The organism is Methylomonas sp. TEB, from assembly GCF_047777895.1.
In the GTDB taxonomy this organism is placed as follows: Bacteria; Pseudomonadota; Gammaproteobacteria; order Methylococcales; family Methylomonadaceae; genus Methylomonas.
The window spans coordinates 3,824,615-3,837,918 of sequence record NZ_CP180476.1 but is presented as its reverse complement, the minus strand read 5'-3'; the positions used below and the strand labels follow the sequence as shown (position 1 = coordinate 3,837,918).

At 53.1% G+C, this 13,304-nt stretch carries 15 protein-coding genes; 7 read left to right on the top strand and 8 right to left on the bottom strand.

Annotated features, from left to right (window positions below):
* Positions 1-11 precede the first annotated feature (11 nt).
* A complete protein-coding gene (locus ACMXD4_RS17215) occupies positions 12-785 on the bottom strand; it encodes a ParA family protein (RefSeq protein ID WP_033157892.1) in 774 nt (257 codons plus the stop codon).
* Between the two features lie 58 nt (positions 786-843).
* A complete protein-coding gene (locus ACMXD4_RS17210) occupies positions 844-1,332 on the bottom strand; it encodes a zinc ribbon-containing protein (RefSeq protein WP_415878893.1) in 489 nt (162 codons plus the stop codon).
* A 91-nt stretch (positions 1,333-1,423) separates the two neighbouring features.
* Between ACMXD4_RS17210 and leuS the strand changes: the two genes are divergently transcribed.
* The 3 genes from leuS to holA are packed head-to-tail and all read left to right on the top strand — an operon-like array spanning position 1,424 to position 5,554.
* On the top strand, positions 1,424-4,012 hold the full coding sequence (gene leuS / locus ACMXD4_RS17205; RefSeq protein WP_415878892.1) for a leucine--tRNA ligase: 2,589 nt from the start codon (positions 1,424-1,426) through the stop codon (positions 4,010-4,012).
* Positions 4,013-4,034: 22 nt separating this feature from the next.
* On the top strand, positions 4,035-4,538 hold the full coding sequence (lptE, locus tag ACMXD4_RS17200) for an LPS assembly lipoprotein LptE (protein WP_253734380.1): 504 nt from the start codon (positions 4,035-4,037) through the stop codon (positions 4,536-4,538).
* 2 nt (positions 4,539-4,540) lie between these two features.
* Complete coding sequence (gene holA / locus ACMXD4_RS17195; protein WP_415878891.1) at positions 4,541-5,554, top strand: DNA polymerase III subunit delta; 1,014 nt, start codon at positions 4,541-4,543, stop codon at positions 5,552-5,554.
* 80 nt (positions 5,555-5,634) lie between these two features.
* On the opposite strand, the gene pepA is transcribed toward holA, so the two are convergent.
* Entirely contained in the window at positions 5,635-6,447 is an 813-nt protein-coding gene (gene pepA, locus ACMXD4_RS17190; protein ID WP_415878890.1) for a flocculation-associated PEP-CTERM protein PepA, read from the bottom strand.
* 187 nt (positions 6,448-6,634) lie between these two features.
* On the opposite strand from pepA, the gene cysK reads away from it, so the two are divergent.
* The 4 genes from cysK to ACMXD4_RS17170 all read left to right on the top strand — a co-directional run bounded on the left by cysK (position 6,635) and on the right by ACMXD4_RS17170 (position 9,023).
* Positions 6,635-7,585 (top strand): cysteine synthase A, encoded by a 951-nt coding sequence (gene cysK, locus ACMXD4_RS17185; RefSeq protein WP_415878889.1) that lies wholly within the window; start codon positions 6,635-6,637, stop codon positions 7,583-7,585.
* Positions 7,586-7,725: 140 nt separating this feature from the next.
* Complete coding sequence (locus tag ACMXD4_RS17180; protein WP_415878888.1) at positions 7,726-8,142, top strand: YeeE/YedE family protein; 417 nt, start codon at positions 7,726-7,728, stop codon at positions 8,140-8,142.
* 14 nt (positions 8,143-8,156) lie between these two features.
* A complete protein-coding gene (locus tag ACMXD4_RS17175; protein WP_415878887.1) occupies positions 8,157-8,573 on the top strand; it encodes a DUF6691 family protein in 417 nt (138 codons plus the stop codon).
* 15 nt (positions 8,574-8,588) lie between these two features.
* Entirely contained in the window at positions 8,589-9,023 is a 435-nt protein-coding gene (locus ACMXD4_RS17170) for a hypothetical protein (RefSeq protein WP_415878886.1), read from the top strand.
* Positions 9,024-9,057: 34 nt separating this feature from the next.
* On the opposite strand, the gene ACMXD4_RS17165 is transcribed toward ACMXD4_RS17170, so the two are convergent.
* The 5 genes from ACMXD4_RS17165 to ureE form a co-directional block, all read right to left on the bottom strand.
* On the bottom strand, positions 9,058-10,416 hold the full coding sequence (locus ACMXD4_RS17165) for a DASH family cryptochrome (RefSeq protein ID WP_415878885.1): 1,359 nt from the start codon (positions 10,414-10,416) through the stop codon (positions 9,058-9,060).
* A 61-nt stretch (positions 10,417-10,477) separates the two neighbouring features.
* Positions 10,478-11,023 carry a glutathione peroxidase gene (locus tag ACMXD4_RS17160; RefSeq protein WP_415878884.1) on the bottom strand — a complete coding sequence of 182 codons (546 nt, stop codon included), beginning with the start codon at positions 11,021-11,023 and terminating at the stop codon, positions 10,478-10,480.
* A gap of 71 nt (positions 11,024-11,094) precedes the next feature.
* A complete protein-coding gene (gene ureG, locus ACMXD4_RS17155) occupies positions 11,095-11,712 on the bottom strand; it encodes an urease accessory protein UreG (protein WP_319962491.1) in 618 nt (205 codons plus the stop codon).
* A 241-nt stretch (positions 11,713-11,953) separates the two neighbouring features.
* Positions 11,954-12,628, bottom strand: a complete 675-nt coding sequence (locus tag ACMXD4_RS17150; protein ID WP_415878883.1) for an urease accessory protein UreF — start codon at positions 12,626-12,628, stop codon at positions 11,954-11,956.
* Positions 12,618-13,049 carry an urease accessory protein UreE gene (gene ureE / locus ACMXD4_RS17145; protein WP_415878882.1) on the bottom strand — a complete coding sequence of 144 codons (432 nt, stop codon included), beginning with the start codon at positions 13,047-13,049 and terminating at the stop codon, positions 12,618-12,620. The genes ACMXD4_RS17150 and ureE overlap by 11 nt, the downstream gene beginning before the upstream one ends.
* Between the last annotated feature and the right edge of the window lie 255 nt (positions 13,050-13,304).

The window sequence follows — 13,304 nt, the reverse complement described above, 5'->3', positions numbered from 1 at the left end:
ATGCCAAACCGTTATTTGTGGATTTCCAAATGCAAGGCCCGGTATTCTTCGGTCAATTTGTGGGTTGGCGCGTAGTGAATCAAGGGCTGGGCATCGCTGTGCGATTCGCGGACTTTCACCGAGGTGGAGATTTTGGTCTCCAGGACCGGCAAACCCTCGGCGATCAGGTCTTCCACCAACTGCCGCGGCAGGTTGGCCTGCTTTTGATATTGGTTGACGATGACGCCTTCCACTTCCAGTCTGTCGTTATGATCGGCTTTGACTTCGGCGATGGCACGCATCAGTGTGTACAGGGCTTCACGAGCGAAGGTGTCGCAGTCGAACGGAATCAGGCATTTCTCGGCGGCGATTAGGGCCGACAGGCTGTAAAAATTCAGGATGGGCGGGGTGTCGATATAGATTTGCTCGAAGCCTTCCAGTTTTTCCAGCGCCTCTTTTAATTTGTAGATTTTATGCCGCGATTCCAACCGGCTTTGTAAACCTTCCAGGTCGCTATGGGATGGCAGCACGAAAAGGTTGGGGAAGGGGGTTTCATGAATCAGACCGTCCAAGCCTTCCTTCCCGCCGCCGAATAAGCCCAATCCCAGGCTGTCTTTGAAAAAATGGGCGATGGTCTTGTCGGAATCGGCGACTTTATTGCCCAGCAAATACTGGGTGGAATTGCCTTGCACATCGAGATCGATCACCAGGGTTTTTTTACCCTCTACGGCGCTGATGGCTGCCAGGTTACAGGTAATGGTAGATTTACCCACGCCGCCTTTCTGATTGAAAATCACCCTGCGCATAATCGCCCTCGATTGCTAGAAAATAAAAGCCCGCATTATAAGGTTAAAGCCTGCAATATCAAACGCGCGAGAAACTGCCGCCTTTGCATTCCGGACATGCCGGTATAACACTGGTGGATTTGAAGGCGATTTGTTTGCCGCAGGCGTCGCAGACGAAGGTGCCGGGGCCGGCCACTTCGCCGCTCTTGTATGGGTGATACAGTTTGGCTTCCATCTCCAGCGCGGCCAGCTTGACCTTGGTTTTGTCGGCGATGTCTAGGAAGGCATCCAGGGCAAAGTTTTCGATCAAATCGATGTCAAACTTCAACCATTCCGACAGCGAATTGTTTTCGTCTTGTTGCGACGACGCCGTGGCGATGTGTTCGACGTCGCGCATCACGTAATCGGCGATTTTATTGATTTCTTCTTGCGTGTGGCCGCCCAGCGCGCTGGTTTTTTCCTTGGCTATTTCCAATGCGTCGGCAACAGAGTGCAAGGTGTCGTCCAGGGCCTCGTAAAGATGGCCCATCAGATCGTCATATGCTTTGATCAGTTTGTTTTCGCCCATGGCTGCTCCTTGTGTTGTTTTAATTTTCACGCTTTAGCTTTAAGCGTCTCTAAGGTATTCTAGCGCCTTTTTACAGCAAAAGACGAATAGGATGGAAGAGCATTACAAGCCGTCGGAAATAGAGCAAAAAGTACAGGCCGACTGGGAAAAATCCGGGGTGTTTACCGCTTCTGAAGACACCGGTAAAGAAAAATACTATTGCCTGTCGATGTTTCCTTATCCCAGCGGCAAGCTGCACATGGGCCACGTCCGCAACTACACGATAGGCGACGTGATCAGCCGTTTTCAAAGAATGCAGGGCAAACATGTGTTGCAACCGATGGGGTGGGATGCCTTCGGTCTGCCGGCCGAAAACGCGGCGATGCAAAATAAGGTACATCCCGCCGACTGGACCTATTCGAATATCGATTACATGCGTGACCAGTTGAAACGGCTGGGTTTTGGTTACGACTGGAGCCGCGAACTGGCGACCTGTGATCCGAGCTATTACCGTTGGGAACAATGGTTTTTCATCCGCTTGCTGGAAAAAGGTCTGGTTTATAAAAAGACCGCGCCGGTCAATTGGTGTCCGCACGACCAAACCGTGCTGGCCAACGAACAAGTCATTGATGGTTGTTGCTGGCGCTGCGATACCCAGGTCGAGAAAAAAGAAATTTCCCAGTGGTTTTTAAAAATCACCGCTTATGCCGACGAGCTGCTGACCTCGCTGGACAAACTGCCCGGTTGGCCGGAACAGGTCAGAACCATGCAGGCCAATTGGATAGGCCGTTCCGAAGGCGTGGAGATGGATTTTGTTGTCGATGATTTCGAGTCGCCGATTCGTATCTACACCACCCGTCCCGATACCGTGATGGGCGTGACCTACGTTGCGGTCGCCGCCGAACATCCGTTGGCTTTGAAAGCGGCTGAAAATAACGCCGACATTGCTACGTTCATCGAATCCTGCAAGTTGATGGAAACCTCTGAAGCGGCGATGGAAACCATGGAAAAGCGCGGTATCGCTTCCGATTACCACGCCATCCATCCGTTAACCGGCGAATCCGTGCCGGTATGGATCGCCAACTTTGTGTTGATGAGCTATGGTACTGGCGCGGTCATGTCGGTGCCGGCTCACGATCAGCGCGATTATGAATTCGCTAAGCGTTATGGCATTGCCATCAAGGAAGTCATCGCCGCTGCGGATGGTGCCGACGACAGTATCAACGAAAAAGCCTTTACCGATAAAGGTGTGTTAAAGAACTCCGGCGAATTTGACGGTTTGACTTTCAAACAAGCCTTCGATGCCATCGCTACCAAACTAGCCAGCATTGGCAAGGGCGAACGCAAAACCAACTTTAGATTGCGCGACTGGGGCGTATCACGCCAGCGTTACTGGGGCGCGCCGATTCCGGTGATTTACTGCGACGACTGCGGCACGGTGCCGGTGCCCGACGATCAATTGCCGGTGACCTTGCCGCGCGATGTGGTGCTGGACGGCTCGCAATCGCCGCTGGCTGCACATCCAAGCTTCCCGCATACCACTTGTCCAAAATGCGGCAAACCGGCGCGGCGCGAGACTGATACCTTCGACACCTTCATGGAATCATCCTGGTATTTCGCCCGTTACGCCAGCCAGGATTGCGACACCGCGATGCTGGACCAGCGCGCCAATTATTGGCTGCCGGTTGATCATTACATTGGCGGTATCGAACATGCGATTTTGCATTTGCTGTATGCGCGTTTTTTCACCAAATTGTTGCGCGATGAAGGTTTGGTGGTGTGCGACGAGCCGTTCAAGAACTTGTTGACGCAAGGCATGGTGATCGCCGAAACCTTCTATCAAATTGACGATCACGGCCACAAACGCTATTTCAATCTGACCCAAATCGATGTCGAACGCGATGCCAAAGGCAAAATCATTGGCGCCAAATTGCTGGAAGATGGTTCGCCGGTCACCGTCGGCGCCGTGGAGAAGATGTCGAAGTCGAAAAACAATGGTGTTGATCCGCAGGTCTTGATTGATAAATACGGTGCGGATACGGTGCGCTTGTACACGATGTTTACTTCGCCGCCCGACCAGTCGCTGGAATGGAATGACGCTGGTGTGGAAGGCGCTTTCCGCTTCCTGAAACGTTTGTGGCGGCAAGTCTATTTGCATGTCGAAGCCGAATTGCCTCAGCAAGCGCTGGACAAGGCGGCCTTGAGCGATGATCAAAAAGTGTTGCGCCGCCAGTTGCATCAGGCGTTGCAAAAAGTCACCGACGATATGGCCCGTCGCCATACCTTTAATACCGCGATTGCGGCCAACATGGAGCTGGTCAACGCGCTGAATAAATTTGAAGACAATAGCGATAATGGCAGGGCAACCCGTCAGGAAGTGTTGGAGGCTATCGTCTTGATGCTGGCTCCGATTATTCCGCATGCGGCTCAAGCATTGTGGAATCAGTTGGGGCATAACGATGACATCGTGCTTGCCGCTTGGCCACTGATCGACGAATCCGCCTTGCAACAGGATGCCATCGAGATGGTCGTACAAGTGAACGGTAAACTGCGCGGTAAATTGTCCGTTGCGGCGACGGCCTCCAAGGAGCAGGTCGAAGCCTTGGCCTTGGCCGACGACAATGTGCAGCGTTATCTGGAAGGTAAGCCGGTGAAAAAGCTGATTGTCGTACCGCAGAAACTGGTGAATATCGTTGTTTAAGCGCTGGGTTTTCGAGAAGCAGATGATGAATCACTTGAGCCGAATGGTTTTGTTTGGGACTTTGGCGCTGCTGCTTGGCTGCGGATACCATCTGCGCGGTTCGATAGAGATGCCGGAAGTGCTGAAAAACATGTATGTGTTTGGTGCGTCAGTGCCTTTACAAGGCGAACTGCAATCCATCATGAAAGCCTCGAAAGGTAAAATAGTGGGTTCTCCCAATGATGCCGGCGTGGTGGTCAAGGTGCTTAGGGAAGACATGCGTAACCGGGTACTGACCATCGGTTCAACCGGTAAATCCAGTGAGTCCGAGCTGGAATATTATCTGCGCTTTCAATTTTTCGATAGCAAGGAAAATGCGCTGATGGACGAGCAAGTGATCGAAATTTCCCGGGAGTTTTTCAACGACCAAACGGCGGTACTGGCGAAAGGCAACGAAGAACAATTGATTCGCAACGAAATCTATAAACAAGTGGCGCGGATGATATTGGCCAGAGCCAGGATAGCCGTCGATACGCAGAAAAAATAAGTATGCGTTTAAAGCTTGACCAGTTGACCGCTGCCTTGCAGAAAGAGCTGGCACCGGTTTATCTGGTGAGCGGTGACGAGCCTCTACAGCTTGGCGAAGCGGCGGACGACATTCGGCGCGCGGCTCGTACTGCAGGTTATCTCACCCGCGAAGTGATTGCCATCGATACCGGTAACGAGTGGCCGCAATTGACGCTCGAAGCCGAATCCCTTTCTATCTTTTCCGACAAAAAACTCATCGATTTGCGCTTGCCTTCCGGCAAGCCTGGGTTAGAAGGCGGCAAAGCCCTAAGCGCGTATTGTCAGCGTCCGCCCGAAGATACCGTTTTGCTGATCACCGCCGGCAAACTGGATAGCGCGGCGCAGAAGTCGCAATGGTTTCAGGCCTTGGATAAAATTGCGACCATCGTGCAGGTCTGGCCTTTACAAGGGCCGGAGTTGTTGCACTGGTTGCAGCGCCGCGCGGAGCGGAAGGGCATGCATCTTGACGCGGAGGCGTTGAAAAGCCTGGCCGTGCGAGTCGAAGGCAACTTGCTGGCCGCGGCTCAGGAGCTTGAAAAACTATATATCTTGCACGGGGCTAACCGTATCAACAAAGCCATGGTTGAGGGCGATGTGGCTGACAGCGCTAGGTTCGACGTGTTTAAGTTGATGGATGCTTTGTTGTCGGGCAAGGTGAATCGATCCGTTAAAATTCTTGCCGGGCTCAAAGCGGAAGGCGTCGCAGCGCCGGTGGTGTTGTGGGCTATCAGCCGCGAAGCCCGAACCCTGGTTAGTATCAAGACTGAATTGAAACGCGGTGGTAACCCGGATGTTCTCTACAAAAAATATCAGATATGGGACAAGCGCAAGCAGTTGGTGCATGAGGCCATGCAGAGGTTGAAGAGCAAGGAGCTACAGGGTATTTTGCAAGCCAGCGCCCATGTGGATTGCCAAATCAAAGGCCAGATTGCCGGAGACGAATGGGAGGGCTTGTTTAGGATTTGTTTGTTGTTTTCGAAGGGATTACAGCTTTAGAAGCCGGTCCAGAATGACCTCGTCGCCCCAGCCGCTATCATGGCTTGGGCGACGAAGTCGAAATGCTTTAGATTTAGAGCTTAAGCAGCGAAATTTTTACGTTTGCCGGCAGTCATTAAGCCGATCAGACCAGTGCCAAATAGCCACGCAGCAGCAGGTACCGGTACGGATGTCAATTGGATAGAGCCATCTACAGCAGCAAGTACCCCAGTGTTTGTGTTTTGGCCCAAAACGCTATTAATTCCCGACAGTAAAGATGAATTGTTCAAGTTTATCGAAAAAACTGAATGGCCGCCGGTTATGCCTGGGGCGTAGACGTTGGAGTCGTAACTACCAAAAATACCGGAAAAATTTAAATCCAGCTGCTCGGCGCCTATGCCTGCTGGCGATATGACCCCGGAACCGCCGGTTACGGTGCCGGATAAAATGGCAGCACCGTTATTGAAGCCGCTATCGCCCGTAAAGCTGTAATCGGGTGTGGTGTCAAAATACAGGTTGACAGCTCCGCCAGTGAAGCTGAAGGACTGGAAACCGGAGAAATTACTGTAGGTGCCATTTAGGGTTGCAGCCACAGTCAATTCAAAACCCGAGCCCGCGCCTGAGATATTCAACTCCGGAACGTTGATGCCGGCGTTGTTCAGGAAGTGTCCATCCACCATAGTTTGGAAATAAGCAGTAAAGGTGGATGCGCTGGTAAATTGCACCAAGGTAACGCCTGAGCCGAAATCGTAAGTGTCAAACGGACCTACTATCGCTTCGTCGCCAGTGGCACCAGGTGCGGCCGTATAATTTGCCGTTCCGGCCCATGTGCTAGCCATTGAAACAGGAGTTACCACGCTTAATCCCGCGGCCAGAAGCAGGGTCTGTTTTAATCGATTTGTGAAAATATTCATGTTTGTACCACCTCAAAAAATAAAAAACGCCTTCCCCCTGGAAAAGTATATACCTGTTTTTGGTAGTTAATTCAAATAACGATTCTATTACAGGGAGGGGCTCAGCGAATGATTTTAGAATCCGTCACAATAGCCCGGATCATTTTTTTCATGCAAAGTAAACCCCTTATCCTACAGGAAACCCTCGATGCCCGCTTGGTACGCAGATAATTCCCAATCGATAGGCCGGACACCTTTAGTACTCATCAATCATATTAGCCAAGGATTGAACGCGACCTTGTTGGTGAAAATTGAAGGCCGTAATCCGTCTTATTCGGTGAAATGCCGGGTCGGTGCGGCGATAGTCTGGGCGGCGGAGCGCCAAGGCCTATTAACGCCGGGTAAGACTTTATTGGAAGCCACCAGCGGTAATTCCGGTATTGCGTTGGCTGCGGTGGCCGCAGCGCGTGGCATCCCTATCACATTGACGATGCCGGATAACATGAGCCAGGAGCGCCGCACGTTGTTGTTGGCGTATGGCGCGAACCTGCGGTTGACCGATGGCGCGCTCGGTATGCGCGCGGCGGTAGAGCAGGCCGCGGCGATTGCCGCGGCCGACCCTGAACATTATCTATTGCTGGAACAGTTTAAAAACCCGGCCAATCCGGCGATACACGAACAAACCACCGGCCCGGAAATTTGGCGCGATAGCGGCGGTCAGGTCGATATATTCGTAGCCGGCGTCGGCACCGGCGGCACGATTACCGGTGTGTCGCGCTACCTGAAAAAGCATTGTGGCAGACCGGTACTCAGTGTCGCAGTCGAGCCGGCTGGCAGCCCCGTATTAAGCCAGACTCGCGCCGGGCTGCCTTTGCAAGCCGCGCCGCATGGCATTCAAGGGATAGGCGCCGGCTTTGTGCCGCAGAATTTGGATTTGTCGTTGATTGACTTGATCGAGCCGGTAGAAGACGCTGAAGCCATCGCCTATACACGACGCCTCGCCAAGGAGGAAGGGATTATGGCCGGTATTTCCAGCGGTGCGGCGCTTGCGGTTGCTGTTCGTCTGGCCAAGCGTTCGGAACACGCAGGTAAAGTCATCGTCGCCGTGTTGCCGGATTCCGGCGAGCGCTATTTGAGCTCGTCATTGTTTGGTGAATAACGAGAGCCGGTTGTTAATGCGAACAAGCAAATTACTAAAAGCGGCTGGGCTGGATTACTTAAATCGGGCGTTAAAGCTAGTAAATCTGGTTTGGTATTGCGGTTTCTGCTTCAATAGCCCATTTTTGGCAAGAATGACGCATGAACGATTTGACGATTTTATCCGCGCTGGCCGGGGGAGCCATGATTGGGCTGGCTGCCGCTTTGCTGTTGTTTACCCATAAGCATACCGCCGGGATTTCCGGCATCGCCGCAGGCATGCTACCGCCTTGGAACGAGAGCAGTGTCTGGCGCGGCTGGTTTCTGGCCGGCCTGCTGGCGAGTGGGCCTCTTTATCGCTTAAGCGGTGCAGACATCGCGCTGGATTTGGCTGCCTCGCCTGGTTTGCTGGCAATTGCCGGCCTGCTGGTCGGTTATGGCACCCGGCTGGGCGGCGGCTGCACCAGTGGGCACGGCGTTTGCGGCATTGCCCGCTTGTCCGCGCGATCCATCGTCGCGACGCTGACTTTCATGCTGACTGCAGGTGTTACGGTGTTTATTACTCGTCACTTGCTCTAAACCGGAAACTTGCTATGAAAAATACTGTTTATTTGTTCGCTTATGGCCTGTTGTTTGGACTCGGCTTGATTGTCGCCGGCATGAGCAATCCGGCCAAAGTCTTGGCTTTTCTGGATGTAGCGGGGGCGTGGGACCCCAGTCTGGCCTTGGTGATGGCTAGCGCCTTATCGACGTTGGGGCTGGCGCGTTATTTGATGCATCGTAATAACGACGCGGCGGACCGCGAGCAAGAGCCTTCGGCTATCGTGCCGGCCGGCGTCGATGCCAAACTGTTGAGCGGTGCGGCGATATTCGGCGTCGGCTGGGGCTTGTCCGGTTTCTGCCCGGGGCCGGCTTTATTGGGATTGAGTGCCGGCGTGTTGGGGAATTATGCGTTTGTTGTGGCGATGTTTGCCGGATTTTGGTTGTTTCGCTTGTTGCATCAACGCTAGGTAAGCGGCGGTCTGATGGGGGATATAAAACGCTGGCGGATGGGTAAAGTGGTAAATGTGATGCGCTCGGTTTTGGCAAACATAGTGCACACCGCTTTTTGGTTTTACGCGGTCATGTTCCCGTTAAATGCCTTTGCGATTGATGGGTTTACGCAGGTGCGGGTGGCGATGGCGGGTTCCGATCAGCCAGGGGCGTTCTGCGAGGACTTTAAACTTTCCACACCGCAAGCCAAAAGCGTTTTGCGCAAAGCCAGACCGATAACTTCGGCGGAATATCTGGAAAGCTATCCCTATCTACCTTGTTACGTGCAAGGAACCGCTAATTTTCACGGACGCCCCAGTAAATGGACGATCCGAGCTAGCGGTAATATTTCCGTCACCCAAGACGATGGGGCGGAATTTTATTTGGGGTGCAAATCCTGCGCGAAAAGTTTTGGCGTAAGCCGTTAGCGTCTTCAGCAAACGGAGGCGTTGGATCGTTAGCCTAAGCCGACAATGTTGATGCCAATTTCGCAGCCGCCGGGTCCACGGGCCAATCCGCCGCATCGACCGAATCCAATTGCAAATTGCGGATTTCAGCCTGCCACTTACGGATAAACTGGCCGTTCGGATCATAAAGGCGGGTTTGTTTTTCCAGGTCAAAATGCCGCTGGCCGCGCGGGTCGGCACCTACCCCGGCCAGGTATTGCCAATTCCCCCAATTGCTGGCCACATCATAATCCAGCAACTGCTGTTCGAAATAAGCAGCACCGAAACGCCAATCCACCGCCAATTCATTGACCAAACAACTGGCGACGATTTGCCGGCCGCGATTGGACATATAGCCGGTGGCGTTCAGTTGTTTCATGCAGGCATTTACTAATGGATAGGGTGTGTAACCGTTACACCATTTTTGAAAGCGTTCCGGATAAAAGCAGGTTAAAGGTTTGCGTTGTTTGATGCCTCGAAACGCAAACAGATGCTTGCCGTATTGGTGGGCGTACCATTGAAAATACTCCCGCCAGAGTAATTCAAAATACAGCCAATAAGTGGATTCATTGGCGCCATTCTCTGCTTCGTAGCGGCGTAAACTGGAATAAATTTTTCTTACCGACAGATTGCCATGGGCCAGCCAAGGCGAAAACTTAGTTGAATTTTCCCAACCGTCCAGTTCGTTGCGCAGGTCTTTGTAACGGCTGGGGTAGCTGCTGCGAAAATACGCTTTAAACTGTTTTTTACCGGCGGTCTCGCCGCCATGAAACGCCAACTCAGCATCGAGTGCTGAAACGGCCGGCAAATACACCGGAAAATTCAATAGCCAATCCGATTTGGGTTCAGGGCTGGGGGGGAGCGCATCGGGCGGCAGCAAAGGATGATCGACCCGCAATCGCTCGACGTTATCCTTGAACGGCGTGAAGGACTTCGGCAATTGGGTAAAAGGCAATTCGTGCAGGTTGAACAGGGTTTGCGTGTCGGATTCGACAAAACGCAAACCCGGCAAATGTTTTTGCAGCGCCAGCCATTGTTGCCGCTCCTGAAAACCAGCATGGCGGCTGCGATAAATCACCGATACGCCATGCTTAGCCACTAGCCCACCGATGGCCGCAAGCGGTGTTTCGTAACAAACCAGCAGATGTTGTCCGACTTGCTGAAGATTTCTATCCAGATCCTGTAAGGCTTCTTTCAAAAATCGCCAACGCTGTGCCGACAAATTAGCCATCCCGTATGGGTTGGGCGCCAACCAGGCAGGGTCCAGACAAAACACGCAAAGCAACTGGTCGACGACCGCGCTGGCTTGTTGCAGGTTGGCGTTGTCATGCACCCGCAAATCATTACCAAACCAGTAAAGTCCAATTCTGCGCATTGCCGTCTCGTCCTGATAAAAAATGCCGGCATGCCGCCGGCGAGAGCTGAGGTTTACAACCCTATTTAGCTGATAACAAGGCGCTGATCTTAGAATCCAGCTGTTCCGGCGTCACAGCGCTGGGGAAGGCCGCCACGCTGTTGCCGCTGCGATCAATCAAATATTTGTGAAAATTCCAGGCCGGCGCCTGACCGGTGGCTTTAATCAATTTTTGGAAGAAACCGTTCGCTGCCGCGCCTTTCACCTGACTTTTTTCCAGCATGGGGAACGTGACGCCGTAATTGATGTAACAGACGTTGGCAGTTTTTTCCGCTTCGCTGAATTCCTGATTAAAATCATTGGACGGAAAGCCAACTACCACCAAACCCTGATCCTTATATTTTTGATATAAGGCTTCTAGGCCCTTGAATTGTGGAGTGTAGCCGCAGTTGCTGGCGGTATTGACGGCCAGGATCACCTTGCCTTGAAACGCCTGGCAAAAATCTATTTGCTCGCTGGAACGAAGCTTGGTCATCTTGTAATTCAGCAATTCCGGGCAAGGCTCGGCGCCGGCTACCGACATGGAGCACGCCCAGAGGCTGGCGACTAAAAACGCGGTTTTCATCATGGTTCCTCCTGATTCTTTATCCTTGAGCATACCAGTACTGGTTAAAAGTCAACCTTGGCTGACTATCGCCATTAATGCGTTTGCAGCATGCCTTGCTTGACAATAAAGTCAGCGACCGCTTCCAAGCCATTGCCGGTTTTGATGTTGGTAAACACAAATGGTCGTTCGCCGCGCATCTTTTTGGCATCCCGGTCCATCACTTCCAGCGACGCGCCGACATAAGGCGCCAGATCGATTTTATTGATGACCAATAAATCCGAACGGGTGATGCCGGGGCCGCCTTTACGCGGTATCTTGTCGCCGGCAGAGACATCGATCACGTAAATCGTCAGGTCAGCCAATTCCGGGCTGAAGGTCGCGCTGAGATTATCTCCGCCGCTTTCCACCATCACAAAATCCAGCTCCGGCCAGCGTTCGCACAACTCGTCCACCGCCGCCAAATTCATCGACGCATCTTCGCGGATGGCAGTATGCGGGCAACCGCCGGTTTCCACGCCTAAAATCCGCTCTTCCGGCAGCGCCTGGCTGCGAATCAAAAACTGCTGGTCCTCGCGGGTGTAAATATCGTTGGTGACCACCCCGATTTCGTAATCGTCGCGCATCCTCTTGCACAAGGCATCCACCAGCGCTGTCTTGCCGGAGCCGACCGGGCCGCCGATGCCTACTCTTAAAATTTGTTTGTCGTTCATATTGTCTCCAGTTGCCCCGACACTATCCGGGATTTAAAAATGCCAAATCTCGATTCCACTGCGCTGTGTTGAGGCAGCGTTTATCGGTTGGTGCGAATTATTCCAGCCTTTAAAAACCGTTCGCCCTGAGCCTGTCGAAGGGCCTGCCACCTAGGGCTTTGACAAGCTCGGCCCGAACGGAATACCTGCGATAAAGAGCGTAGGGTGGACACGATAAGTGCCCACGCGAAACCTCATAGCATCACGACCGAAACAGCCGCGAATACTGCGTTTCGTGCCGGCTGCTGGCCAAGGCCAAACCAAAACAACTGCCGCCGATTTCATCGTCTTTCAATTGTGATGCGCTCTCGACCAAGCCCGGCAACTCGCCGGCCAGACCTTGTAACAACTGCTGCCCCGCCACCTGGCCCAGCGGTACCAATTTAATCGCGCCCAACACCTGATTTTCCAGCCAGCCCCATAAATAACCGGCTATCGCATCGGCTTTATCGATTTGCCAGCGTGTCGCCGCCAAAGCAAACAAGGTCGCCAACGTAGCATCGGGCCGTTTTTGCCAAACCTGGGCTTCCGGCATCTCTAACTTGACCAACAAGCGCGCCAGGGCCTGACCGGTTTGCCTGTCTTCGGCGCGCAATTCGGCAGTTTCGCGGTAAGCGGTCAGGGTTTGACTCCAATGCGTGACAGCCTCAATGTTATTAATCTGCCAAGCGTCGTACAGTCGCGCCAACAACGGTGCATCGACCTTGCCTAAACCGTTGTGCAATAAACCACGCAGCCAATCGCCGGTTTGCTCGGCATTGGTTACCCAGCCGTCGTGCACAGCAGTCTCCAGTCCCTGGGAATAGCTGTACATCCCAATCGGCAAACTGGGGCTGACCAGTTGCAGCAGCCGCAGCAGGCTTAAATTAGTGACCATGGCTGTGGTAAGCGCCGGCTTCCGGTTCGAACGGCAGAGTGTCGTGCTCGACGGTCAAACCCAATCCGATCAGCATTTGATCCAGTACATAGTCGGTCAAAAACCGCAATTCGCCGGGCAGGATTTGCAAGGCTACGTGACGATTGCCCAAGTGATAACAAGCGCGGGCAAACAGCAACGGATCGGTGCATTTCACTACCGACAGTGGTTCCGGCGCGGCGTTGATTCGCACCTTGAAGCCCTGGCCGTTGGTGAGGATTGCGCCGTGTCTCAGGGTTTGGCCCCTTGGCAGGAACACTCCGACTTGAATACCACCTTGGGTGGTGGCCGGTTGCCGGGATTTTTGCCGGGCCTCGAAGGGGAGGGTGAGGGTGTCGTCTGGGGTTTCTTCGGTTTGGGTGGTTTCGGTGAGTTTCAACATTTTGTATTTTGTGTAGGTTGGGTTAGCGAAGCGTAACCCAACACGTGGGCTTCTAGATTATTTGATGTCTTTTGGTTTTGTTTCAGGCTGGCTCCCAAGCTCCAGCTTGGGCACGATGTCTCGAAAGCTCTAGCTTTCATTGGGTTTGTGTCGCTGTCGCGACGGGTGTTTGGGCGTCGGGTCTCGGCCCGACAGCCGAGTAACTTTTCTTTGCTTGGCCAAAGAAAAGTCACCAAAAGAAAGGCCACCCGGAAT